Raw genomic sequence first — 24,921 nt, forward strand, 5'->3', positions numbered from 1 at the left:
CAAGCTGCCTCACCTGCGGATGATCAAATTTCGTATTAGACACCAGATATATCAAAACGCCCTCCATGTTTAAATTTGCTTCGATTAAATTCCGCTCCCGAAAAAATCCGATCCGCCGTCATTAACGTTTGAGTTTAAATTCAATTCCGCGCTGCGCCGCCTTCAGCGCCGATTAAAACCCGCGCGCAAAGTCTGCTCGCGCTTTCTAGCTGCACTTGGGTAACCTAGCGGTGCCTCTTTTAAATTTTAGCCCACGTCCTAAACTTCAAGTCAAGCGCTCCGCTTTGCGCGGAGCCTGTCCTTTAAATTTTACTTTGCAGTCTGCGACTGAAATTTCAAAATCTCGTCACAAAGCCCGTTCCGCACACAGCTAACACGCTACCGCTTGTTAATCCCGCGCAGCCCGTGTATGGTATCCACACAGATCGTCGAGCTCACCAAATTTAAAATTTAAAGCTGCGGCTACGAAATTTCAAAGCTACGAGCGCTAAATTTTAAAATTTCGCCGCTCTTAGGCTCTTAAATTTAGCCCTTTCAGCCACTCGTTTAAAATTTCAATCTGCGCCGCCACGCTCTCATTTGCCGTGCCTCCCTGCGACTTGCGCGCCTCCTTAGAAGCGTTTAGATCAAGAAATTTAACCGCGCCCGCATCCAAGCTCTCATCCACGCTTGTAAGCTGCTGCGCATTTAGCTCGCTAAGATCTAAACCCAAATTTTCCGCATACGCCACGGCTTTGCCCGTGATGAAGTGCGCCCGGCGAAACGGCACGTTTTTCTTCCGCACGAGATAGTCCGCCAGATCGGTCGCCGTAAGGTGCCCGCGGCGCGTCATAGCTAGCATATTTTGCTCGTTAAATTTAGCCGTTTTTAGCATCTGTTTTAAAATTTCAAGACTAGCAAGCGCAGTGGCAACGCTATCAAAAACACCCTCCTTGTCCTCTTGCATATCCTTGTTGTAAGCTAGCGGCAAGCCCTTCATCACCGTTAGCAGCGCGACGAGATTGCCGTTTACGCGCCCCGTTTTGCCGCGGATTAGCTCGGCGACGTCGGGGTTTTTCTTCTGCGGCATGATCGAGCTGCCCGTGCTGTACGCGTCGCTGATCGCCACAAAGCCGAACTCCTGCGAGCTCCACAAGATAAGCTCCTCGCACAGGCGCGACGCATGCGTCATCAGCACGCTTACGTTAAACAAAATCTCCAGCGCGAAGTCGCGGTCGCTGACGCTGTCCATCGCGTTTGGCGTCACTCCCGCAAACCCCAGCTGCTGCGCGACTAACTCGCGATTTATCGGATGCGGCGTACCGGCAAGCGCGGCGGAGCCTAGCGGGCAGAGGTTATTTCGCTCGCGCGAATTAGCAAAGCGCTCGTAGTCGCGGCGAAACATAAACGCGTAAGCTAGCAAATGATAGGCAAGGCTCACGGGCTGGGCATGCTGAAGGTGCGTGTAGCCCGGCATCAGCGTGTCTGTGTGCTTGCTTGCGATATCTCGCAACGCGGCGACTAGCTCGCGGGTTTTTTCGGCAACCTGAGCACCGCTTTTAAGCACGTAGAGGCGAAAATCAAGCGCGACCTGATCGTTTCTGCTGCGCGCAGTGTGTAGCCTACCGCCAAGATCGCTTCCGATGAGCTCGCTTAGGCGCTTTTCGACCGCCATGTGGATGTCCTCGTCGGCGGTTTTAAACTCAAATTTACCGCTTTTTATCTCCTCAAACACGGCGTCAAGCCCCGCGACGATCTTTTCGCTCTCGTCAGGCTTTAAAATCCCGCAGGCGCCGAGCATCCGAGCGTGCGCCTTGCTGCCCGCGATATCCTCCTGCCAAAGCGCCCTATCAAAGCCGATCGAGGCGTTAAACTCCTCCAAAAGCGCCGAACTCGCCTCGCTAAAGCGCCCCTCCCACATTTTTTTCACGCTCGCTCCTTCGTTTAAATTTTCGGTGATTTTATAAAATTTAAGCTAAAATAGCGCAAAATTTCGGCCTTTTGAAAGGAAAAACGATGATCGAGATGTTTTTATGCTCCTATTTTGCGGGTGCGGCGACGCTTTTTGAGGACTATGCGAGGCAAAATATCAGCGCCAAAGAGGTGCTTTTTGTCCCGACCGCCGCAAACGTAGAGGAGTACCGAGACTACGTGGACGAGGCGAAAGAGGCGTTTGCCAAAATGGGCTTTGAGGTTCAAATTTTAGACATTTCAAAAGCGAGCGAGGCCGAAGCCAAGGCAAAGATCGGCGCAGCGCGGGTGCTTTACGTAAGCGGCGGCAACACTTTTTATCTTTTGCGCGAGCTTAAAAAGAAAGGGCTTGCAGACCTCATCGCAGATCGCGTCCGAAGCGGCGAGCTCATCTACGTGGGCGAGTCGGCGGGCGCTATGATCACAGCTCCCAGCGTGGAGTACGCGAGCGTGATGGACGATGCGGGCGAGTACGGGGCGGCGGCGCAAACTGGGCTTGATCTGGTTAAATTTTACCCCGTGCCGCACTACGGCGAGGAGCCTTTCGTGCAAAGCGCAGCCGAAATTTTAAAAGCTTACGGCGGCAAGCTAAATTTGACGCCGATAAATAACGCTGAAGCGATCGCGGTGCACGGCGATAAATTTGAAATTTTAGGGCGGTAAATTTAAACGCACAGCGTTCTAAAAGCGCGTTAAATTTAGAAAAACGGCATCTGAAATTTTACGCGCTAAAGCCTACGTAAAATTTTAAAATTTAAAACGGCGATGTCTGAAAAACGAGCCGAAAATGCTGCGGCAGCGAGCTCAATTTAACCGCCGCGAGCGCTAAATTTAAACAAATTTTATAAATTTAAGGAGCGTTTATGGAGTATTTCAAACCGTTTTTCGTAAAGATCCCAGGCCGCGCCAGAGAGGACGACCATACGAGCGCGCACGATCAGATCATCGCGCCGCTACTGCAAAATGCGCTCGCCGCCTATGTCTATAACGGCCGCAAAGATAGCATCGTGGGGGCATTCGGCAGTGTGGAGCACCCGCTAAACTTGAGTGAGTTTAGCTTCCTTGTGCGCGAGCGGGGTAAATTTCGCCTCGATCTCTCGCGAGAATGCGTAAACGGCGCCGAGATCTTTTGGAACGCTTGCAGCTTTAGGCGCGGCTCGGTTATTATTTTGATCGAGGGAGAGTTTGATTTGGCGCCTATTTTGCGCCGCTGCGCCGAGATAAGCATAGACGAGACGCCAAATATGGGCAACAGCCCCGCAGCGACCAAGCTTGCCAAGCGCGCGATGAGCGATGGACAGATCGCCGTACTTTTTAGCGCTTCGAATGGGATAGAGTGGATGGATATCTACGCTCCTGAGGCGGTACAGGCTAAAATTTTAAAACTTGCGGATGAGATAAATCCAAATTTAGATTAAAATTTGGCGCCAACCTCGACTTTCGGCGAGAAATTTAAAATTTAAAACCAAGTTCTGCGCTAAATTTCACGCAGGATAGGCATTACGCACCCATGTGCAGGCAGACAAAAGCGGAGGTCGCGAAAATACATCTCGCACCTATCGCCCTCTTCTTCTTGCCAAAAGACAAAACAAAATGATCGCCGCCAAAACCGCCGCGATTGCGGCATAAATTTTACCCATGCCGCCGTAGCTTTTGGAGTCGTCGTTTAAATACAGATTTATTATTGCACCGTTGTCTGTCGAAATTTCAAGCTTCGCGCCCTTTGCGCCGTTTAGCTTTACGCGCAGCATATTTGCCGCGGGGCTTGAAATTTCGGGCTTATCCATAAAAGAGTAGCTGGTTTTGTAGCTTTTCATCAAATCGTTGCAGTCTTTCGGGGTTACGAATATGTCGTAAAACGCGCCGTTTTTCACGCTCAAATTTTCTCCGCCTTGCACGACGAAGTATCTAAATTTAGGCGCCTGCGTGATAAACTCCCACCGTAGCGTTTTTTGCTTACCGCCCTGCTCGTAATTAAACTCCGCGCCGTATTTGGTGTCAAATTTAAAAACCTCTCTGCTGAAAAGCACGAACTGCCTATCGCTTAAAATGGCGTTAGGATCGGAGTTTTTGTCTAAAATTTTAACGTTTTGAAGCTCCCTGCCGCTTTCGTAAATTTTAAAACTTTTCATCGCTACGGGCGGCCCCTCGGCATTAAATTCCACGCTTACGGGGTTTGCGGTGATTTTGCACTCGGGCATGGGATCGGGAATTTCGTTGCTAAAAAATGCGAGCGCGGGCTCGTCGTTCGGGTAGTATACGTAAGGGCGCGAGTTCAGCGCGGTGGCGCCTTTGAACTTATCCTCCCTCATCCGCAGCGTTTCGTTTTTACACATCCCCAGTAGAAATTTACCGCTTCCTTCGTCGTTTAAATTCCGCAAACAAAAGGCGTTAAGGCGCGAATTTCCCATCTCAAAAACGTAGCTACTTTTTTTGCCGTGCTCAAAATAGCCGATGCCGATCTCATCCGAAGCAAAATCCAAAAATGCAAATCTATGGTAAATCGCGCTTAAAAGCCCGTCGATCGCGCTTTTTAGATCGCTTGAGTTATAGGATAAATTTTCCCGTACTGCGGCATTATAGCCTGCATAAAAAGCGCGCTTTGACGGATTTTCGCCCGTAAAATTCGGCTTGCCCGGGGTCTCGTCGTGCGACATCGCCTCGTTTGCGACGACATATTTTGCGTGATTAAGCGCGGAGGTATTTAAAATTTCATTCTGCGCAAGCTGATTTAGCCCCGATTTTGCGCGCACATTGTTGATGTAGCTTAACGGATCGTCGTAAAAGGAAAAGCCGCTCATCGCAACGAGCGGCTGTTTTAAATTTGAGGGGGTGTTTTCGCATGCGGCAAAAAGCGCGCAGATCGCCCCAAGACCCAGGAGCCTAAGCCGTAGGGCCCGCTTTGGCAAACTCGACCCCCTCTTTTACGTCCTCGTAGCGTTTGAAATTCTCTTCAAACATCTTTGCAAGCTTATCGCGCGTGATCTTATATTCCGCCGGGTGCGTCCATGTATTAATAGGATTTAGCAGCTTCGTCTCGACGCCCGCGAGCTCTTTTGGGATCGCTAGGTTAAAAATACCAAAATTTTCAAACTCGCACTTTTTGATACTGCCGTCAAGGATCGCGTTTATGCACGCGCGCGTGGCTTTTATGCTCATTCGCTTGCCTACGCCGTACGCGCCGCCGCTCCAGCCTGTGTTTACCAGATAGACGCTAACATTGTGCTTGTCGATCTTTTCGCCCAGAAGCTTAGCATAAACGGTCGGATGCAGCGGCATAAACGGCTCGCCAAAGCATGCGCTAAAGGTCGCCACTGGCTCGGTGATACCGCGCTCGGTGCCCGCAACCTTTGCCGTATAGCCGCTTAGGAAATAATACATCGCCTGCTCTTTGCTTAGCTTTGCGACCGGCGGCAAAACGCCGAATGCGTCGGCAGTTAGAAAGATTATGTTTTTCGGATGACCGCCCGCAGAGCTTGGCTCGTAATTATCGATATGATAGATCGGGTAGCTGACGCGGGTATTTTCGGTCTTGCTGCCGTCTTTGTAGTCCACGACGCCCGCCTCGTTGGCGACCACGTTTTCAAGCAGCGCGTCGCGTTTGATCGCTGCGTAAATTTCAGGCTCGCTGCTCGGGTCTAAATTTATGCACTTCGCGTAGCAGCCGCCCTCGAAGTTAAATATCCCCTCATCGTCCCAGCCGTGCTCATCATCGCCTATTAGCTTGCGATTAGGATCGGTCGATAGCGTCGTTTTGCCCGTGCCGCTTAGGCCGAAAAATAGCGCCGTGTCGCCCTCTTTGCCCACGTTTGCCGAGCAGTGCATGCTTAGCTTGCCCTCAAGCGGTAGCCAGTAGTTCATCATAGAAAAAATTCCCTTTTTCATCTCGCCGCCGTACCACGTGCCGCCGATAACCGCGACGTTTTCCTCGACGTTAAAGATAACGAAAACGTCGGAGTGCAGCCCGTCGCTCGCGTAATCTTCGTTTTTGCATTTGCACGCGTTGTAAACGACGAAATCGGGATGAAATTCCGCCAGCTCCGCTTCGCTTGGGCGGATGAACATATTTTTTACAAAATGCGCCTGCCACGCGACTTCGGTTACAAAACGCACGTTTTTGCGGCTGGATTTGCTAGCGCCGCAAAATGCGTCTTGGATAAAAATTTCCTTGCCGCTTAGCTGGGCTTTGGCTTTGGCTAAAAGCTTATCGAAAAGCTCTTTTGAGATGGGCTGATTTATCTTGCCCCAAGCAATGTATTTTTGGCTCGGATCTTGTTTTACGAAGTACTTATCCTTGGGGCTGCGACCCGTAAAGATGCCGGTATCGACCATAAAGGTGCCGTTGCTTGACACGCGCCCCTCATTCATCGCTTTTTCAAGCTCAAAAAGCTCGTCGTAGCTTAGGTTGTGGTTGATTTTTTTGATATTTTTAAGACCTAGTTTATCCAGATCGTTCGGAGTTGTCATTTTGCATCCTTTTTAAATTAAATTTTGATAAAAGATTGCGCTATTATAGCTTAAAATTTAGGTGAGCTCGCTTAAGCACCGAGGATGGTCGCCATGAAATTTAAGCGGAAGCGCCGCCTAAATTTAGAGCTTATCTTAAAATCGCAAGCACTTGATCGGCATCGACCGTATCGCCTTGAGCGACTAAAATTTTATCGATTACGCCATCACGCGGGCTTTCGATATTTATCTCCATCTTCATCGCTTCAAGAACGATGACATTCTGCCCCGCCTTAACAGCGTCGCCTTCCTTTATTAAAATTTTAAATACGTTGCTAGGAAGCGTCGCTTTTACTTCGTTGCTGTCCGTACCGCTTGCCTTGCTTTCAGGAGCGGTTTGCACTTGCGGCTTTGCGGGCGCCGAGGTATCGAAGCTGACGTCGTATCGATCGCCGTTTACGAGCACGTTTTGTCCGGCAAATTCTACGTTGTAAATTTTGCCGTTAATCTTAACGTCAAATTTGCCGTTTTTAGAAATACCGTTTTGATGGCTTGCGGCGGGCGCTACATCCTCTTTTTTGCGGCTCATCACCTTGCCCTCGCCTTTTAAAAACGCGATGCCCTTTTCTTTGCACGCAAGCGCTATAAATATGTTCTCCTCGCTAGGCTCGATGCCCTGCTCGCGTAGAAGTTTCTGCGCATACGCGACGCTTTTGCTCTCGTCGGCATCGGCAATATCTACGGCATGCTTCGTCGTAGGCTGTAGTCCCAGCTGCTCCGCCGCCATCTTAATCACGCCTTCGTCCGGCTTAACGGGCGTTTTGCCGAAATAACCTAACACCATCTTGCCGTAGCCCTCGGCGATCTTTTTCCACGGGCCGAACATTACATTGTTAAACGCCTGCTGGAAATAAAACTGACTAACTGGCGTCACGCTCGTGCCGAAGCCGCCCTTTTCGACGACTTCGCGCATAGCCTTGATGACGGCTGGGAATTTGTCTAAAATTTTATTATCACGCATCATCTGAGTGTTTGCCGTAAGCGCGCCTCCTGGCATCGGGCTAAACGGAATGAGTGGGCTTACCTGCGTGGCCTCGGGCGGCATGAAGTAATCCTTCAAGCACTCGCCCAAAACCTCTTCGTATTTTAAAATTTTCTCTGCATCTAGCCCCAGGTCAAAATTTTGCCCCTTCGTCGCGTGTAGCAGCGTAAGGATGTCCGGCTGGCTCGTGCCGCCGCTTACGGGATGCGCGGCAAGGTCGATGCCGTCTACGCCCGCAACGAGCGCAGCCTGATAGCACGCGACGCTAACGCCCGCCGTCTCGTGAGTGTGCAGGCGTATATGCACGCCGTCGCCTAAAATTTTACGCGCCCGCTTGATCGTCTCATAGACCTTCTGCGGGCTGCTGGTGCCGCTTGCGTCTTTAAAGCAGACGCTATCAAACGGAATCTGCGCGTCTAAAATTTGACGCAGAATTCTCTCATAAAACGCCGCATCGTGCGCACCGCTGCATCCGGGCGGCAGATCCATCATCGTAACCACAATTTCGTGTTTAAGACCGTGACGATGTATGCACTCGCCGCTAAATTTTAAATTTTCCACGTCGTTTAACGCGTCGAAATTTCTAATCGTCGTCGTGCCGTGCTTGGCAAAAAGCTTGGCGTGCAGATCGATGATCTCGCGGCTGCCTGTATCGAGCGTGACGGTATTTACGCCGCGGCTAAGGGTCTGCAGATTCGCCTCAGGCCCCACGATGCTTCTAAATTTATCCATCATCTCAAAGGCATCTTCGTTTAGGTAAAAATACAGGCTCTGAAACCGCGCGCCGCCGCCAAACTCGAAATGGGTGATGCCGGCGTCCTTGGCCGCGCTAACGGCAGGCAAGAAGTCCCGCATCGCCACGCGCGCGCCGAAAACCGACTGAAATCCGTCGCGAAAAGTCGTATCCATAACGTCGATAAGCTTTTTAGCCATTTTTAGCTCCTAGGTTAAATTTAGCGTGAATTTTAATATTTCTAGCCTAAAAAAGCTTTTAAACCGAAAACCCCCGGAAAGATTGCGAGCGTTAATAGCACTAGAATTTGCAATAAAATAAAAGGCAGTACGCCCTTGTAAATGTCCGTGGTGTGGATTTGCGGCGGCGTTACGCCCTTTAAGAAAAATATCGAAAATCCAAATGGCGGCGTCATAAACGACGTTTGTAAATTTACAGCGATTAAGATCGCAAACCACACGGGATTGATATGCAAAGACTCTACTATCGGCAAAAGTATCGGCAAAATGATATATGAAATTTCAACATAATCTAGAAAAAATCCAAGCACTATGATAACTACCATCGTAAGCGCGATAAATCCCCATGCTTGACCAGGCAGATTCTCCATAAAATTTTTTACGACCTCATCTCCGCCCGTGTAAGAAAAAATCATCGAAAATGCCGTGGCGCCCATCAAAATCATAAAAACCATGCCCGAAATTTTAGCGGTATTTTTTAGCGCGTCATAGATCAGCCTAAACGAAAACGTGCGATATAAAACAGCTAGCGCTATCGCACCCAAGCAGCCTACCGACGAGCTCTCCGTAGGCGTAGCGATGCCCGCAAAAATAGATCCCAAGACGAGCAAAATCAGCACAAGCACCGGCACGACGTTTTTAAGCGCGATAAAAATTTGCTTTGATTTGCTAAGTCCCTCTAGCGGCGGAACAGGCGGCGCATAATCTTTGCAAATATATGAAATAATCGCAATATAAATCACGTAAAAACCAACTAGCACGAGCCCCGGAATAACTGCTGCAGAGAAAAGATCACCCACCGAAACAGAAAGTATATCGCCTAAAATAATCAGCACGATCGAGGGCGGGATAATCTGCCCAAGCGTGCCCGCAGCAGCGATGGTGCCGGTAGCTAGAGGCTTATCGTAGCCGTATTTCATCATCACGGGCAGACTGATGACGCCCATAGCGATGACAGTCGCGCCCACGATGCCCGTCGTAGCCGCAAGTAATGCGCCCACCAAAACGGTGCTGATCGCCACGCCGCCTCGTACGCCGCCGAATAAAAATGCCATCGACTCTAATAAACGCTCCGCAAGGCGAGTCTTTTGCAAAATCATACCCATCAAAATAAAAAGCGGCACCGAAATTAGCAGCTGATTTTCCATAATCGAGTAAATTCTATTAGGCATCAGTGAGAAAAACTGCCTGCTCATATCCTCGAAAGCTTCAGTTAAAATTTCAAAGCCCTGCGCGTAATCCCATGCCTCACTAAGTCCGTAGATAAAGCCGAAAATCACCGCCACGGCGCCGAACGTAAACGCAACGGGAAATCCCAGTAACAGCATAAAAAGTGCTGCCGCAAACATCACTATGCCTATCATAGTTCGCCACCTTTTATCTCGCCGTGGCAAAATTCCGCCCAAGCGCGAAAAGCGTAAAATTTATAGAATTTTAAATTTAAGCTCATTTTGCCCTCACACACTCTGTGCGCCCGAAGAATTCCCACTAAGAAATTCCGAGCCTTTGTTTTCCCTAACATCAAGCAGAGCGTTAATATTTTTAATCAAAAATCCAAATGCGTAGATAAATAAAAACGCGTAGCTAAGCGTGATTGCGGACTTGATGATCCAAAGATGCTGCATACCGCCGGGGTTGGCGCTGGCCTCATGGCTCGTATAAGCCTCGCTTACATAATCGATCGAAAAAAACGCCACGAGCGCTACGAAAGGCAAAATGAAAAATATTGTGCCTAAGATATTTATGAGTGCTTTTGCAGTGGGGCTAAATCTTTCGTAAAAAATATCCACGCGAACGTGGGCGTTTTCTTTGAGCGCGTAAGTCACACCGAATAAAAACATCGCTGAATATAGCCACCACGTAAGTTCTTGCATAGCGACGGAATTTGCGGCGGGGAAAAGATAACGCGCCACAACATTGTAAAAAACGACTATAACTAAAAGCGCCAAAAATACGATACTCAATACGCCTAAGATATTTGCGAACGCATCAAAAGCTCTTTCTAATCTGCGTAAAAAACCCTTCAAAATTTTACCCTTTGCTTGAAATTTTTGCTATAAAAGCTGGGATTTTAGCAAAAATATCTGCAATTTATTATAAAATTATGCACGGAAAGGATTTTTATGATTTTAAAATTTCAAAACAGATACTCTAAAAAATTTCTCGCCTTTTGCGCTATTTGGGCGCTTTTTTGGCTAGCATTTTCATATTTTTTCTTGCAAAAATTTCTTTTTATCTATCCGGAAAGCTTTAGTATTCACGTGAGATTCGCACTTTGCGCCATAGCGCTAGGAGCGGCGATTTTAGCGGTTTGCGGCAAGGACGTTTACGGCGCAATCTGTGGATATGCGGTGTGGTTTTACGGCGCGGCGCTAGGATTCGCCTCGTCGTTAAATTTAGCCAAAATCCACGTCGTACTGCGCGAAGACGGCGAAATGGGAGGGATAAGCGGCTGCGGCGGAGCGGTGAAATTTTTAAATTTCGATCTAAGCATAGTGCCAATTTTTAAGCCATTTAACAGCTGCGCATTCGATGTACCAGCGGTGCCGACCAATACAACGCTAGAGGGGCTGCAAGCCAAGCTAACGGTGCTTTATAGCGGAGGTTGGTATCTGTTTCCGGCAAGTAAAAGCGTGGATCTGGCGCAATTTTGGAGCTTTATCTTTATATTTTTCGCAATTATTTGGATGGTTGGAATTTTTCTTGGATTTTTGAATAAGAAGGCGCAGAGGTAGCCTCTGCGCCAAAGAAGTTACTGTGTAATAATTAGCAAAGCATCAGACGAATATACAGTATTTATATTCTTTAGCCCCGGCATCTCCCATACGTGAGCACATAGGCCATCTGTACTCTTTTTAAGAGTAACCTTATTTTTGCTATCGACAGTGTATGTAGCACAAACCTTATTCTTTGCGGTAATAGGATTTTTAACATTCGTCATGTTATTAAAACCTGTCGTGCTATTATCATACTCGCCTTGCGAAGTATAATAAGCCATTAGATCAGTCAGTGATGTAGATACGTTCTGCGCTGCTCTAACGACTTCCGCATCATCACGCGTAGCTGCTAGTTTTGGAATGGCAATTGCCGCCAAAACACCTAAAATCACGATCACGAAAATTAATTCGATCATAGTAAAGCCCTTCATGTTTTTATCCTTTGATAAAAAATTTTTGGACTTATATTATAGAGCGTTTACTATAAATTTAGCTTAAAAATTCTTCGCAAACTCCAACATTTCAGGTAAAAATTTCATAGCATTCGCGCCGACCGCCAAATAGTGGTTATTTATCAGGCTTTTTCCGTTATAAAGCGGCGCCTTCATCGTCTTTAGATCCACTACCGCTCCGCCGTTTTGATGTAGCAAAAAATCCCCGGCGGCGATGTCCCAAAGCGAGCAGTCGCTAAATCTCGCGTACGCGCTGGCACCCCCCTCGGCTAAGATGCAAAATTTTATCGCAGAGCCTTTGCGCACGAGCTGCATTCCAAATTTTTGCGCGAATTGCGGGTATTTTTCGGATTTGCTATGTCGGCCGTGCATGAAAATTTGCGGCGCGCTAGTGGGACGAGCGAGCAGTACGCCGTTTTTATAAACTCCGCCGCCATTTGAGCTATATATGTCGCCGCTTACGGGCACGCCGATTACCGCTAAAATCGGACGCCCATGCTCGATCAACGCGATGCAGACGCAAAACTCGCCGTTGCGCGCGATAAACTCCTTCGTGCCGTCCAGCGGATCTATGAGCCAAAATCTCTCCTCGCTAATACGCTGTTTGCTATCTAGTACGCACTCTTCCGAGCAGATCGCGATGCCGCTGGGCTCTAGAGTGCGCGTTATCGCATCATTTGCCGCAAGATCGGCATTCGTAAGTGGCGATTTGTCCGCTTTAACGAAAACATCGAATTTGTCGTAATTTTGCATTATCGCGGCATTTGCCTTTTTTGCGGCATCTATTGCAAGCGCCAAAAGCTCATCCAAGCCCACTTTTGCTCCTTAAATTTAACGGTGATTCTATCAAATTTAAAATTCTAAACGTCTAAATTTACGCAAATAAAAAAACAGGTAAAATTTCAAAACCCTTTAGAATTTTAATATTCTTTTTTATATAATTGCTAAAATTTTTTAAAGGATCAACATGACCCCAGTCGTATTAGATAGCGTTAAACACGCGGATTTGCAGTATCACGCGGATGCATTCCCTACCGCACCTTTCGTGCCGGTGATCGCGCCGGAGATCCCGTTTTGCGCAGACAACCTCGTTATAGTATTTACTATCGAAAAAGAGCCCAAAATGGTGGCGCTGCTAGGGCGCACCAAAAACGTTCTAATCGATAAGGATTATAAAGGAACGGTGCCTTCTTCGGTGCAGAATTATCCATTTTTCTTAGCCCAGATCGGCGAGCAGACTGCGATCTGCTTCGATGAGGACGCGCAGCAGATCAAAGGCGGGGGCGAGGCGCTTTTTAAAGACGGCAAGCCGACGCCGTTTTTACAAAATTTAAAAGAGGTGATGAAAAACTACGCCGATTTAGATATGCGCACGCGCGTTGCGGCGGCGGAATTTCAAAAGGCGGGGATTTTAGAGGCCAAGGAGCTCGGCATCAACTCTAGCGGCAAGGAATCGTCCCTGTTAAACGGCTTTTCGGTCGTAAATCGCGAAAAGCTTTTGAAGTTAAGCGATAAAAAGCTTGCGGATTTTGCGCGCCGCGGATATCTGGAGCTAGTGTATTTCCACTTAAAAAGCCTTGCAAATTTTCAGCGCCTGGGCGATAAGATCATGCAGCTTGACCCACCGACCGCGCAGAAAGAAGCGAAAAAATAGACGTTTTCGCTACTTGAATAGCTAGAAATTTTTAGAATTTTATGATTTAACGTCGCAGAATTTAATTCCTAAAAGCGCCATTGCGCGAAATTGTAGCAAGTATTTTACGGCGCAAGTTGTTTTTATAAATACCCATTAAGCTTATATAGTAGCATAAGTCTTAGAGTCTAAATGACTTTATTCATAGCTAAGACTAAACATACTGAGAGCCTGACCGCATAATTCTGCCATAAAATTTTATGGCAGAATTTATCACCTTGCCCACGCAGGATTTTATACATAAAATTTCAAGCCCAAATTTTTGCATAAAATTCTATTAAATTCTTAATTTCTTTCAAGTAGATAAATTTATAAAATTTAAAATATGCATCACAAAAAATATTTTATGCATCAAAAAAATGAAATTTTGCAAGTTTACCTAAAAATTCTATGAATAGTAGAATTTAAATAAACCCCCATAAAAATTACATGCCTCAAAACATAGGCAAGCAAAATCAAGACCGAATTTTAAAAGCAAATTAAGCCCGCAATGTATTTTTTCACTCCGTAATTACAATGAACCGAATTTTGCGCGGAAGTCAAGCGCACGTTAAATTCTGCACGAAATTTTATTCAACCAAGAATTCCTTCTTATCGATCGTGCCATGATAAAAAATCCCGAGCGTATCATCAAAGGTCTTATCCAAAAATCCATCTTTTTTTAATCCCGCTAAAGATGTATTGATTAGCTCTAGCAGCGCATTATTGCCCTTCTGCACGGCGATTGCGTTGTAAGTTTGCTTACCTAGACCATCCAAAGCAACCTGCGTTTTATTATCAATGATCGCGTATGCGTGCAGGATTAGATTATCATCGACATGCACGGCGTTTTTCGCCCTTTTAAAAGCGCGGTAGCATTTAGCCGAGCTGGCGCAAAAGTTTAAATTCTTTCTAAAGCCCGCTTTTCGTAAGAAATTGTGAATAGGAGAGTGTTTGATGACGAAAATCCTCTTTTTGCGGAGTTGATCGAAGCTCGTAACATTCTCGTCTTTTTTGGCTAGCACACCTACCTGCACCTTAAAATAAGGCTCCGAAAAATCTACTTTTTTCGCTCGCGCGGGCGTCGGAGTAAAGGTCGCAATCACCATATCCGCTTCATTACGCTGTAAAGCGCTAATGCGCCTTGAAGCCGTGATCGGGATAAATTTTACCTTGCCAGGATTATCGCCGAAAATCTCCTTACCGAGCTTCTCGCCAAGAGCAATCTCAAATCCCCTATATTTGCCGTCTACGAGCGCACTAAACGGCGGCTGATCGTTATATACACCTATGCGAACGAGCCTATCTTTTTTGATCTGATCCAAAGAATTTGCAGATAGAAAACCAAGTAGCAGAGCTGCCAAAACAAATACTTTCATTTGCTCCCCTTTTAGTTGAAATAAGGCGCAATTATAATAAAAAGAAATTATAGCCAGCTAAAATTCTGCGATTTATGGCGCATTTTCATCTAAATTTATGAAAAGATGAAATTCGCGGAGAAATTCTATGTCCAATTTACAAACGAAATCTCATAAAAAACTTACACGAGCGAAATAAAAAGCTCTTTTAATTAAATTTTATAGACAAAATTTACGGATGAATTTCACGCTAGAAAACCTTAGCAAAATTTACGATATTCTTAAAAGCAAACGGCGAAATTCTACGCAGATTTAGCGTCTAATTGCGAATTTCGCTAAGGGGCGAAATTTAGCTCCGCTGTTGCGCAAAAGCTCAAGCTCTTAAAACTTCGTAAAGACCAAGCCAAGATGAAACGTAGCGACCGATAAGCCTAAATCGGCATTACGCGGATGTTTGGGCTAAGGTTTTCTTGCAAAACATTTTCGATCGCGTATAATGTACCGCTCGCACCACTGGCGCAGCCGCTACAAGCGCCAAGATAGCGGATATATATGTCCGTTTTGCCGTCGTCTGCAGGTCTGATATCGATGACGTCGAGATTGCCGCCGTCCATCTGAAGCATCGGACGGATATCCTCGTCAAGCACTCCTTCGACTGCTTTAAATTTACCGATCAAATTTAGCTGCTCAAAGCTCATCTCGGCTCCCGCTTTCACGTTATTAGCGGCACTCGCGTCGGCTTGAGCTTGAAGTCTCTCTCGCTCCATCTCCTCTCTGGTTTGCTTTAAAATATCGACCAGATAGTAATCCTTCTCCTCGTGTCCGCCCGGGCGCACGCAGGATTTGCAAAACGCACCTGCTTTGGTGTATTGCGTGATCTCCTCGACAGTATGGAGGTCGTTTAGACGGATCACCTCTTTGATCGTGCCGAGGCTTACGCGCGCGCAGTCGCACACGATGATCTCATCCTCGAAATGCGCGGGATCGACCCCCTTGTAATTCGCAGCGGCCTGCTTGATGACATCGTATGCCATGACCGAGCAGTGCATCTTTTGCGGCGGTACGGCAGGCTCATCTGGGGTATCGCGCATCGCGTGCTCTACGTCTAAATTTGTAATCTTCACCGCTTGATCGACGGTCTTTCCGATACAAAGCTCAGCCATCGTATCCGAACTCGCAATCGCCGTGCCGCAGCCGAAGCTTTTAAATTTAGCGTCTAAAATTCTATCGGTTTTAGGATCTATCAGCCAATATAGCCGCACCGCATCGCCGCAGCTCTCGGCGCCGAAGTCCGCGACCACGAGCTTGCCGCCCCTAGCCTTCGCCTCCTCTTCGGTGATCTCGCCCATATAGCGAGGATTATTCATGCGCTCCTGCACTTTTTGCGAGTATTGCTCCCAAATCGAACCGTTTATTAAACTGTTTTTTGCCATTTTTTATCCTTTATTTTTCTCATAACCTTGCGGCGCGTAAGCAAATGTGCTTGAAATCCCGCGAAGACGGGCGATAGCTTTACTAATATGTTCGATCGCATAATCGATCTCCGCTTCCGTAGTAAAGCGCGACAGCGAAAGCCTTAACGCCGTATGCGCCAGCTCCTTATCTGCGCCGATCGCTTCCATTATTGGGTTATTCTCAAGCGCCTCGCTCGCACATGCAGAGCCCGTAGAAGCGGCTATGCCCGCTTTATTTAGATCCCACAGCATCGCCTCTCCCTCGACACCTTGGATCGAGGCGAGGATGGTGTTTGGCACGCGAATGCTGCGATCGCCCACGACGCTTACGTTTGAAATTTGCAAAAGCGCGTCCTCCAGCTTATCGCGCAGTCTACTTACCTGAGTGCGCTCAAAATCCATAAATTTATTCGCTAGCTCCAAGGCTTTGCCGAGCCCCACGATGCCCGCTACGTTTAGTGTGCCGCTACGGCGCCCTCCCATCTGCTCGCCGCCGTGAAGCAGGCTCGTAAGCGGCTTGCTATCTTTAATATAGAGTGCGCCGACGCCCTTTGGAGCGTGAAATTTATGCCCCGAAAGGCTTAAAAAATCCACGTCCGCATCGCGCACGCTTACCTTTATCTTACCTACGGCCTGCACCGCGTCCGCGTGATATAGCGCACCGCGCTCGTGTGCGATTTGTGCGATCTGTTTAACGGGGAAGATCGTGCCGGTTTCGTTATTTGCCCACATCACGCTAACAAGCGCGGTTTTGTCGTTGATCTTTTCGCTAAGCTCGTCAAGATCGATTAGTCCGTCTTTATCGACGCCCAGGCGAGTAATCTTTACGCCGCAAATTTTTTCTAAAAAAGCACAGGTCGCGCTGATTGCGGGGTGCTCGACGGAGCTTATGACGATATTATCCTTCTCGCCGGTTAGAATTTTATCGTAGTAAATTCCTTTTAAAACCCAGTTATTGCTCTCGGTCGCGCAGCTCGTGATGACGATATCGTCCGCGTCCGCAGCGCCGAGTCCCGCATAGAGCCTATCCATCGCAGTTCTTAGCGCGGGGTGGGTCTCGCTGCCGAAGCTGTGAAGGGAATTCGGGTTGCCGTATTTATCGCAAAAAAACGGCTTCATCTCCTCAAAAACTTCGGGATCGACCATCGTAGTGGCGTTATTATCTAAATAAACGCGCTGCATAAAATTCCTTTCTAAAATTTGTCTGAAATTTAATCAGACAATTTCGCTCTTTTATCAATTTCGCACGATAATATAACATAATTGCTAAATTTTTCTTTAACGCTTGTCGTTTTAAAAACCAAAAGTTTTCGGAGAATTTATTAGATCAAAAAATTCCTTGCGCGTGTCGTTTCGGCTGATAAAAAGCCCTCGCAGTGCCGACGTAGTCGTGGTCGAGTTGATCTTTTGCACGCCGCGCATCTCCATGCACATGTGCCGCGCCTGCAGCACCACGCCCACGCCGAGCGGATGGATTACCTCTTGGATTGCGCTTGCGATCTGCTCGGTAAGCTGCTCTTGGATCTGCAGCCTGCGCGCGAAAATATTTACCATACGCGGAATTTTGCTAAGCCCCACGACCTTTTTATTCGGGATATACGCGACATGCGCGCGCCCGATGATAGGCAGCAGATGGTGCTCGCAGAGACTATAAAATTCTATATCTTTTATCAAAACCATCTCATTGTTGCTACTCTCAAACAGCGCGTCGTTTAAAATTTCTTTTGGATCCAGCTCATAGCCGCTAGTTAGAAACTCATAGGCTTTAGCCACGCGCTCAGGCGTCTTCGCAAGCCCGTCGCGCCTCGGATCCTCGCCTAAAATTTCAAGCATCTGCGATACACAGTTTTCAAATTTAGCTCGGCTTTTTTCGTCCATTTTTAGCAATTCCTTAAAGATCGATGCGCGATATTACTCAAAAACGCCTTTTATAACGCTGATAAATTTTAAAATTCCACGCGAAATTTTATCAATCTCATTATGTTAATGATAATATATTTAAATTTAAGAAATTTTTGTTTAAAATCCACAGTTTCGATAAGCTTTATCTAAAAGGAGTTCGGTAATGAAATTTAAGATGAGTTTTGGCGCGGCTTTGGCGCTTTTTTCTTTTGCTTGCGCCGAACAAAACGCCGCAGCAAACTCCGCCTCGGGCGAAAACCTAGGCGATATCGAGGTCGTAGAGTGGGCGAATAACGACGACGGCTACCGTGCCGTACGCAGCGAGATCGGCAAGACGACTAAGAGAATTTTAGAAATTCCGCAAACCGTAAACGTCGTAACGCAGCAGCATCTAAAGGACAAAAAGCCAGAAACTCTAGCCGAATCGCTACAAAACGTAAGCGGCATAAGCTACGCGAATACGACGGGAAATATTTTTGATGCGATCATCAAGCGCGGCTTCGGCGAGGGTCGCGACGGCTCGATTATGCGCAACGGCGTGCCGGGCGCCGTGATGCACAACTACAACAAAACCATTCAATCCGTCGAGGTTCTAAAAGGGCCCGCGAGCATGCTCTACGGTGCGCAGCAACCGGGCGGCGTCATAAACATGGTAACCAAAAAGCCGCAGTATGAGTTTATAAATGAAATTTGGGGCGGGCTGGGCAATCGCAACTATTGGGACGCGGGATTTGATACTACGGGACCGATCGCAGACAGCGGCTTTGCGTATAGATTTATATTCGATTACTACGCGAAGGATTATTGGCGAAGCTTCGGCGGTATAAAAAACACGCTCTTTGCGCCGTCGCTTGCGTATCAAGGAGATGATTATTCGATAAGCTTAGGCTACACTCATAGCCACTCTACCGATCCGGTGGATCGCGGCGCGTTTTTTAGTGCCGAGTACGGGTAAAATTTACGGCAGCGGCAAAGTCCGCTTCGACGAGCCGGTAAATAAACTACAAAGCAAACTCGATACGGTTGATTTCGGCTTTGAGAAGGAATTTAACGAGGATTGGATATTAAAAGGCGCCTATGCTTTCTCGCGCAGTAAGCACGAATACGGCTACGTCCGTCCGAACAATCCATTCACGCCCCAAGGCCTTACCGGCACGACGCGATCGTATAACTACTACGATAATTTCATACACCGCACGCACGCAGCAAGCGTCACACTAAACGGCAAATTTGAAACGGGTCCGCTTAAGCACGACGTCCTTTTCGGCACGGATTACAAAAACTACTACAGATACCGCCCGGGCGCGCTAAAAGGCACCGCAGGGCGCATCAATATGCTTACCGGGCAGACCGCTTCGGGCGCCGTCCTAACGAACGATAGAGAGCCAAAAATACAATATCAAAAGCTAAGAACGATCGGTCTTTACACCCAAGATAATATAAATTTAACCGACGAGTTAATACTTTCTTTGGGCGTGCGTAGGGAATTTTACGATCAAGTAGCCAAACAAAGCTGGCAAGGACCGAACAGCACCGATCAGAAAAAGGCCGCTACGACCTATCAGGGCGGGCTTTTGTACCTGTTGAGCCCGCAGTGGTCGGTATATACTAACTACGCGCAAAGCTTCACACCGCAGATGTCCGTAGGCGAGGCGATAGGCGGCGATCTAAAGCCGGAGGAAGGCAAATCCGTGGAGCTCGGCACTAAATTTCAAAACGATCGAGTCACTGCGGGTGCGGCGGTGTTTAATATCGATAAAAGAAACATCCTGCGGACGGTAAATAATATAAGCGAGACGATCGGCAAGGCTCGCTCGCGAGGATTTGAACTCGATATAAACGGGCGCGTGACGCAGGGACTTAGCATGTCGGCGAGCTATGCATATACCAAAACGAGAGTGCGTGAGGACGACGGCGCTTTTGCGGTGCTAATCGGCAAACCGCTGGAAGCGACGCCGAAGCACCAAGCAAGCCTATTTGCCAACTACGATTTTGCGCATCTATGCGCAAAGGGGCTTAGGCTTGGCGGCGGCGCGCGATACTTCGGCTCGTGGTACACCTACTATATGCGCACGAACCTACCGAACGTGCCCGCAGGAACGGCCTTTAAGCTGCCTCACGCCGTAGTTTATGACGCCTTCGTGAGCTACGATACTAAAATTTCGGGCTATGATACGAATTTTTCGTTCAACGTCAAAAATTTGACCGACAAAAAATACTACACCTCATCCTCAACCGGCACGACCACGAGCGTGATACCTATTCAAATGGGCTACGCGCGGCAGTTTATGTTTAACGTATCGGTAAAATTTTAGCCTCAGTCCCGCTTTAAATTTCAAGGCGGGCTCTTAAAATTTTAAAATTTAAAAGCCGCGAGCCGCTTAGGCTCGGCAAATTTTAGGAATTTATACTTTAAATAAGAAATTTTTTGATATATTACGAGCTATTTTTAAATTTTCTAAAGGAATTTTATGGAAGTAAAAGCAAAAATGAAAGACGCCGCGAATGCGGTAGCTGCGAGCAAGATCGAAGCAAAGCAGATCGCAGCCAAAGTAGAAGAGCTAGCCAAAAAGGCTTCCAAGCAGCTAAGAATCGACGGATTTAGACAGGGCAAAGTGCCTACCGCGGTAGTTTTAAAGCGATACGGCAAGCAGCTTGAGGGCGATGCAAAGCAGGAGCTTCTTAAAAATATGATCGACGAGTCTCTTAAAATTTTAAAGAAAAAACAAGATGAAATTTTATCCGAGCCGGTCTTTTCTAAATTTGATGAAAAAAACGGCGATATCGATGTCGAGATCGAAATTTCTTTCAGACCCGAGGTTAGCGTCGAGGGGTATGAGGAGCTGATCCCGAAATTTAGCAGTCCGCGCGTTACTCAAAAAGAGATCGACGAAAAAGTGGCGGAATTTTTGCAGATGATCGCGCCGCTTTCTAAAACCAACAAAAAAATTCTAGCCAAAGACGATTTTGCAAAATTCGACTTCGAAGGCTTCGTGGACGGCAAGCCATTCGACGGCGGCAAGGCGCAGGATTACGTCCTTCAGATCGGCTCAAATCAATTCATCCCGGGCTTTGAAGACGGTATGATCGGACTTAGAGTGGGCGAGGAACGCGACGTGGCGGTTAAATTTCCGCAAGATTACGGCGCGAAAAGCTTAGCCGGCAAGGACGCGATCTTTAAAGTCAAGCTTCATGAAATTCAGGCTAAAAAACCTGCCAAAGAGCTCGGCGAGGAGGAGCTAAAGCAAGCGCTTCCGGGCGAGAAAGAGCCGAGCAAGGAGAAATTTGAAGCGCGTATCAAAGAGCGCATCAAAAACGATAAGCTTCAAAAGCTTATAAATGAGGATTTAAAGCCTAAATTTGCCGACGCGCTCGCCGAGAAATTTAACTTCGCGCTTCCAAAAGCGATCGTCGAGCAGGAGATTAATTTGCAGTTTAACAACGCCTGGAGCGGCTTTTCAAAGGAGCAGATCGAGGAATTTAAAAACAACAAAGACGCTCTGGATAAAAAGCGCGAAGAGTTTAGAAAGGCTGCCGAAAACAGCGTCAAGCTTACCTTCTTAATCGACGAGCTAGCCAAAAAGCGCAAGATCGACGTGAGCGATCAGGAGCTCGTCCAAGCGGTCTATATGGAAGCCTACACCTACGGCGTCGATCCGAAGGAGCATCTAAATAGATACCGCAACAACGGCATGCTACCAGCCGTCAAAATGGCGCTAATCGAGGAGAAGCTATTTAACGATATTTTCTCAAAGCAGGGCAAAAAAGAAGAGAAGGGCGAATAGATGGTGATTCCTTATGTTATCGAACAAACTAGTCGCGGAGAGCGCAGCTACGACATCTACTCGAGGCTGCTAAAAGACCGTATCGTAATGCTTAGCGGTGAGATCGACGACGCAGTGGCAAGCTCGATCGTCGCGCAGCTTCTGTTTTTGGAGGCGGAGGATCCGGATAAGGATATCTATCTATACATAAACTCCCCGGGCGGCGTGGTTACGAGCGGATTTAGTATTTATGATACGATGAATTACATCAAACCCGACGTGAGCACGATCTGTATCGGTCAAGCGGCGTCGATGGGGGCGTTTTTGCTAAGCTGCGGCGCCAAAGGCAAACGCTACGCGCTTCCAAACTCGCGCATAATGATCCACCAGCCCCTAGGCGGCGCGCAGGGTCAAGCTACAGATATCGAGATCCAAGCCAAAGAAATTTTACGAATGAAAGAAATTTTAAATAACATCCTTTCGCAAAATTCCGGCAAAGATCTCGCGCAGGTCGAAAAGGACACCGATCGCGACTTTTTCATGAGCGCCAAGGATGCCGTGCAATACGGACTGATCGATCAAGTACTTCAAAAGAGCTTTAATAGATGATCCTGGACGTCCTTACCTATCCGAATAAAAAGCTTTATCAAAGATCGACCGAGGTCGTGAAATTCGACGCGGCGCTGGGAAAGATTTTAGACGATATGTATGAGACGATGATCGCAAAAAACGGCATAGGCCTTGCCGCCATCCAGGTAGGCAGGCCCGTGCGCGCTTTGATCATAAATTTAGCCAATGAGGAAAAAATCCAAGACAAAAAAGACCTCATCGAGATCATCAATCCGCAAATTTTAAAAAAGGAAGGCGAGGTCGTTTACCAGGAGGGCTGCCTGTCGGTGCCCGGCTTTTATGAGGACGTCACACGCGCCGAGTTTATTACGGTGCAGTTTCAAGACCGCGCCGGCAATACCCACGAAATGGACGCTAGCGAGCTACTGGCCGTCTGTATCCAGCACGAGATGGATCACCTTGACGGGCATCTTTTCATCGAGCGTATCGGATACAATAAACGCAAAAAATTTGATAAAGAATTCAAAAAAAGCCTAAAAGAAAAATCGAAATGAAATCCCTAAAATGCGCTGCATTCACGGATGCTCTGATCCCCGTAGAGGTCGAGTCGACATTCGTGCGGGGGCTGCCGGGATTTAATATCGTCGGTCTTGCGGGAGCTACGATAAAAGAGAGCGAAAGTCGCGTAAAAGCCGCGCTTGTGAGCTTAAATTTTAAATTTCCCGCCTCCAAAATCATCATAAATCTCTCCCCCTCCGACACGCCCAAAAACGGCTCGCACTTCGATCTTGCGATCGCGCTTCTCATCGCGCTGCAAAAAGAGCGCATCGACGGCGATTTCTTCGTCTTCGGCGAGCTCGGTTTAGACGGCAGCCTAAAGAGCACGGCGAGCCTCTTTTCGATCCTGCTTTTTTTAAGCACGAAGGTGAAGCGCGCTAAAATTTTAGTGCCGCAAAGCATAGCTCTAAAGGCCTGCACGATCCCAAACTACGACGTTTATGCCGTGGGTAGCCTAAGCGACGCGGTCAGATTTTTTTTAGACGAGGAATTCGCCGCAAGCAGGCTCATGCGAGAAACCCATCCGCTTTTTAAAAACGTCGTGGAGATTGGCGGGCAAATTTACGTCCCCAACTGCGATTTTTCGCTAGATTTCAAAGACGTCAAAGGGCAAAAACGCGCCAAACGCGCAAGCCTGATCGCTGCGTGCGGCATGCACAATATCCTCTTTGAGGGCAGCCCCGGCTGCGGCAAAAGCATGTGCGCAAAGCGGATAGCCAGGATTCTGCCTCCGCAGAGCCTGGGCGAAGTACTGCTCTCGTGCGCCTACGAGTCGTTAAATAACAAGGACGTCGATTTCAGCGCACTGCGCCCCTTCCGCTCGCCGCACCACACCAGCACACGCAGCTCGATTTTCGGCGGCGGCAGTAGCGGCGCAAAGATCGGCGAGGTCGCGCTCGCAAACGGCGGCGAGCTGTTTTTCGACGAGCTGCCGCACTTCGGAAAGCAAATTTTAGAAAGCCTGCGCGAGCCGCTGGAGGATAATAGAATTTTGATTTCGCGCGTAAATTCCAAGGTCGAATACCAAACGAAATTTATCTTCGTCGCGGCGCAAAACCCCTGCCCGTGCGGAAATCTATTCTCCAAAAACCTCACCTGCACCTGCTCGCTAAACGATATCAGGCGCTACAAAAACACGATCTCCACGCCCCTGCTTGATCGCATCGACATATACGTCGCGATGGACGAGACTGGCGCGGACGATAAAAGCGACGTTTGCAGCGAGGAGATGGCAGATGCGGTGTTGCGGGCGTTTCGCGCGCAAAAGGCTCGCGGACAGAGCGAGCTAAACGCAAAGCTACGCGACGAAGAGACCGAAAAATTTTGCGTCTGCGAAAGCGCTGCGCGGGAGATTTTGCAAACGGCGATCACCCGCTACGATCTTTCGCAACGCGGCGTGAATAAGACGCTAAAGCTCGCGCGCACTATCGCCGATCTAGCAGGCGCCGAAATCATCGCCAAGGCGCATATTTTGGAGGCTCTTAGCTTTCGCATAAGGAGCGAAATTTGAAAAAAATTTTCTTTAGCACCGAGGAACTCGACGCGCGGGCTAGCGCGAAATTTGGACTTGGCGAGCAAATTTTAATGGAAAATGCCGCTTGCAAGATCGAGCGCGAGATCAGAAAGCGGCTCAAAAAGGGCTCGCGCGTTTTGGCACTTTGCGGCGGCGGAAACAACGGCGCAGACGCGATGGTGGCACTACGAAGGCTAAGCGGCGATTTTAGCTGCACGGCGCTTTGCGTGCTGGAAAATAGAAGCGCGGCGGGCAAATTTCAAGCTGATGCGGCGCGGGCTGCGGGGGTTAAGCTTATCGATATCGCGAGCGCGAAAGACGATTGCGGGCACGTAGAGGGCGCGTCTAGCAAGGATGCCTGCGCGCATGAAAGCGTAGGCGGCTCCTATTTAAAAGACGCTGGCGCGAGCGAGCCGCGGCGCGAGCTCGAAAGCCTAAGCAACGCGGGCATTATGGGCGGCGGCGATAAATTAAGCACGAAATTTAAGGGCTCAAAATTTACAAGCGCTAAATTTGAAACCGCAGAACACGGCGGAGATTTAGGCAAGCCA

At 48.1% G+C, this 24,921-nt stretch carries 23 protein-coding genes; 11 read left to right on the top strand and 12 right to left on the bottom strand.

Annotation, left to right across the window (positions count from 1 at the left end; translation table 11 throughout):
- Window positions 1-511: 511 nt before the first annotated feature.
- Entirely contained in the window at window positions 512-1,900 is a 1,389-nt protein-coding gene (gene argH, locus Q0198_RS01690) for an argininosuccinate lyase (protein ID WP_297894346.1), read from the bottom strand.
- A gap of 95 nt (window positions 1,901-1,995) precedes the next feature.
- Here argH and Q0198_RS01695 point away from each other — a divergent pair, with 95 nt between their 5' ends.
- Together Q0198_RS01695 and Q0198_RS01700 are read left to right on the top strand one after the other, a co-directional pair.
- On the top strand, window positions 1,996-2,613 hold the full coding sequence (locus Q0198_RS01695) for a Type 1 glutamine amidotransferase-like domain-containing protein (RefSeq protein ID WP_297894299.1): 618 nt from the start codon (window positions 1,996-1,998) through the stop codon (window positions 2,611-2,613).
- A 200-nt stretch (window positions 2,614-2,813) separates the two neighbouring features.
- The gene (locus tag Q0198_RS01700) at window positions 2,814-3,368 is read left to right on the top strand and encodes a hypothetical protein (RefSeq protein ID WP_297894302.1); all 555 of its coding nucleotides are present in this window, start codon (window positions 2,814-2,816) and stop codon (window positions 3,366-3,368) included.
- 138 nt (window positions 3,369-3,506) lie between these two features.
- Here the strand turns inward: Q0198_RS01700 and Q0198_RS01705 are convergent, their stop codons facing one another.
- The 5 genes from Q0198_RS01705 to Q0198_RS01725 form a co-directional block, all read right to left on the bottom strand.
- Window positions 3,507-4,859 carry a CAP domain-containing protein gene (locus Q0198_RS01705; protein WP_297894305.1) on the bottom strand — a complete coding sequence of 451 codons (1,353 nt, stop codon included), beginning with the start codon at window positions 4,857-4,859 and terminating at the stop codon, window positions 3,507-3,509.
- Window positions 4,834-6,417 carry a phosphoenolpyruvate carboxykinase (ATP) gene (gene pckA / locus Q0198_RS01710; RefSeq protein WP_297894307.1) on the bottom strand — a complete coding sequence of 528 codons (1,584 nt, stop codon included), beginning with the start codon at window positions 6,415-6,417 and terminating at the stop codon, window positions 4,834-4,836. Before pckA ends, Q0198_RS01705 begins: the two co-directional genes overlap by 26 nt.
- Window positions 6,418-6,547: 130 nt before the next feature.
- Window positions 6,548-8,371 (bottom strand): biotin/lipoyl-containing protein, encoded by a 1,824-nt coding sequence (locus Q0198_RS01715; protein WP_297894309.1) that lies wholly within the window; start codon window positions 8,369-8,371, stop codon window positions 6,548-6,550.
- A 41-nt stretch (window positions 8,372-8,412) separates the two neighbouring features.
- Window positions 8,413-9,774: a TRAP transporter large permease subunit gene (locus Q0198_RS01720; RefSeq protein WP_005871492.1), complete on the bottom strand. Its 1,362-nt coding sequence runs from the start codon at window positions 9,772-9,774 to the stop codon at window positions 8,413-8,415.
- Between the two features lie 93 nt (window positions 9,775-9,867).
- Window positions 9,868-10,437 (bottom strand): TRAP transporter small permease subunit, encoded by a 570-nt coding sequence (locus tag Q0198_RS01725; protein ID WP_297894313.1) that lies wholly within the window; start codon window positions 10,435-10,437, stop codon window positions 9,868-9,870.
- A gap of 96 nt (window positions 10,438-10,533) precedes the next feature.
- Here Q0198_RS01725 and Q0198_RS01730 point away from each other — a divergent pair, with 96 nt between their 5' ends.
- A complete protein-coding gene (locus Q0198_RS01730; RefSeq protein ID WP_297894315.1) occupies window positions 10,534-11,145 on the top strand; it encodes a hypothetical protein in 612 nt (203 codons plus the stop codon).
- A 17-nt stretch (window positions 11,146-11,162) separates the two neighbouring features.
- Here the strand turns inward: Q0198_RS01730 and Q0198_RS01735 are convergent, their stop codons facing one another.
- Window positions 11,163-11,558 carry a prepilin-type N-terminal cleavage/methylation domain-containing protein gene (locus Q0198_RS01735; RefSeq protein ID WP_297894317.1) on the bottom strand — a complete coding sequence of 132 codons (396 nt, stop codon included), beginning with the start codon at window positions 11,556-11,558 and terminating at the stop codon, window positions 11,163-11,165.
- Between the two features lie 63 nt (window positions 11,559-11,621).
- Window positions 11,622-12,395 carry a 3'(2'),5'-bisphosphate nucleotidase CysQ gene (locus tag Q0198_RS01740; protein WP_297894318.1) on the bottom strand — a complete coding sequence of 258 codons (774 nt, stop codon included), beginning with the start codon at window positions 12,393-12,395 and terminating at the stop codon, window positions 11,622-11,624.
- 151 nt (window positions 12,396-12,546) lie between these two features.
- Between Q0198_RS01740 and Q0198_RS01745 the strand changes: the two genes are divergently transcribed.
- The gene (locus Q0198_RS01745; RefSeq protein WP_297894319.1) at window positions 12,547-13,233 is read left to right on the top strand and encodes a SapC family protein; all 687 of its coding nucleotides are present in this window, start codon (window positions 12,547-12,549) and stop codon (window positions 13,231-13,233) included.
- 608 nt (window positions 13,234-13,841) lie between these two features.
- On the opposite strand, the gene Q0198_RS01750 is transcribed toward Q0198_RS01745, so the two are convergent.
- The 4 genes from Q0198_RS01750 to folE all read right to left on the bottom strand — a co-directional run bounded on the left by Q0198_RS01750 (window position 13,842) and on the right by folE (window position 17,941).
- Window positions 13,842-14,630, bottom strand: a complete 789-nt coding sequence (locus Q0198_RS01750) for a transporter substrate-binding domain-containing protein (RefSeq protein WP_297894323.1) — start codon at window positions 14,628-14,630, stop codon at window positions 13,842-13,844.
- Between the two features lie 410 nt (window positions 14,631-15,040).
- The gene (locus Q0198_RS01755) at window positions 15,041-16,042 is read right to left on the bottom strand and encodes an iron-sulfur cluster assembly scaffold protein (RefSeq protein WP_297894325.1); all 1,002 of its coding nucleotides are present in this window, start codon (window positions 16,040-16,042) and stop codon (window positions 15,041-15,043) included.
- A 3-nt stretch (window positions 16,043-16,045) separates the two neighbouring features.
- A complete protein-coding gene (locus Q0198_RS01760; protein ID WP_297894331.1) occupies window positions 16,046-17,245 on the bottom strand; it encodes a NifS family cysteine desulfurase in 1,200 nt (399 codons plus the stop codon).
- A gap of 111 nt (window positions 17,246-17,356) precedes the next feature.
- Window positions 17,357-17,941, bottom strand: coding sequence for a GTP cyclohydrolase I FolE (gene folE, locus Q0198_RS01765; protein WP_297894333.1), 585 nt, complete (start codon window positions 17,939-17,941; stop codon window positions 17,357-17,359).
- A 187-nt stretch (window positions 17,942-18,128) separates the two neighbouring features.
- On the opposite strand from folE, the gene Q0198_RS01770 reads away from it, so the two are divergent.
- The 7 genes from Q0198_RS01770 to Q0198_RS01800 form a co-directional block, all read left to right on the top strand.
- Window positions 18,129-18,920 (top strand): TonB-dependent receptor plug domain-containing protein, encoded by a 792-nt coding sequence (locus Q0198_RS01770; RefSeq protein ID WP_297894335.1) that lies wholly within the window; start codon window positions 18,129-18,131, stop codon window positions 18,918-18,920.
- A complete protein-coding gene (locus Q0198_RS01775) occupies window positions 18,904-20,280 on the top strand; it encodes a TonB-dependent receptor (RefSeq protein WP_297894337.1) in 1,377 nt (458 codons plus the stop codon). Before Q0198_RS01770 ends, Q0198_RS01775 begins: the two co-directional genes overlap by 17 nt.
- A gap of 156 nt (window positions 20,281-20,436) precedes the next feature.
- Window positions 20,437-21,750 (top strand): trigger factor, encoded by a 1,314-nt coding sequence (tig, locus tag Q0198_RS01780; protein ID WP_297894339.1) that lies wholly within the window; start codon window positions 20,437-20,439, stop codon window positions 21,748-21,750.
- The gene (gene clpP / locus Q0198_RS01785; protein ID WP_297894342.1) at window positions 21,751-22,338 is read left to right on the top strand and encodes an ATP-dependent Clp endopeptidase proteolytic subunit ClpP; all 588 of its coding nucleotides are present in this window, start codon (window positions 21,751-21,753) and stop codon (window positions 22,336-22,338) included.
- Complete coding sequence (def, locus tag Q0198_RS01790) at window positions 22,335-22,853, top strand: peptide deformylase (protein ID WP_297894343.1); 519 nt, start codon at window positions 22,335-22,337, stop codon at window positions 22,851-22,853. The genes clpP and def overlap by 4 nt, the downstream gene beginning before the upstream one ends.
- A complete protein-coding gene (locus Q0198_RS01795; protein WP_297894344.1) occupies window positions 22,850-24,367 on the top strand; it encodes a YifB family Mg chelatase-like AAA ATPase in 1,518 nt (505 codons plus the stop codon). Before def ends, Q0198_RS01795 begins: the two co-directional genes overlap by 4 nt.
- Window positions 24,364-24,921, top strand: a 558-nt coding sequence (locus tag Q0198_RS01800) for an NAD(P)H-hydrate epimerase (protein WP_297894345.1), incomplete at its 3' end; no start/stop codon positions are given. The genes Q0198_RS01795 and Q0198_RS01800, both read left to right, overlap by 4 nt.

It is taken from the genome of uncultured Campylobacter sp. (assembly GCF_938045205.1).
In the GTDB taxonomy this organism is placed as follows: domain Bacteria; phylum Campylobacterota; class Campylobacteria; order Campylobacterales; family Campylobacteraceae; genus Campylobacter_B.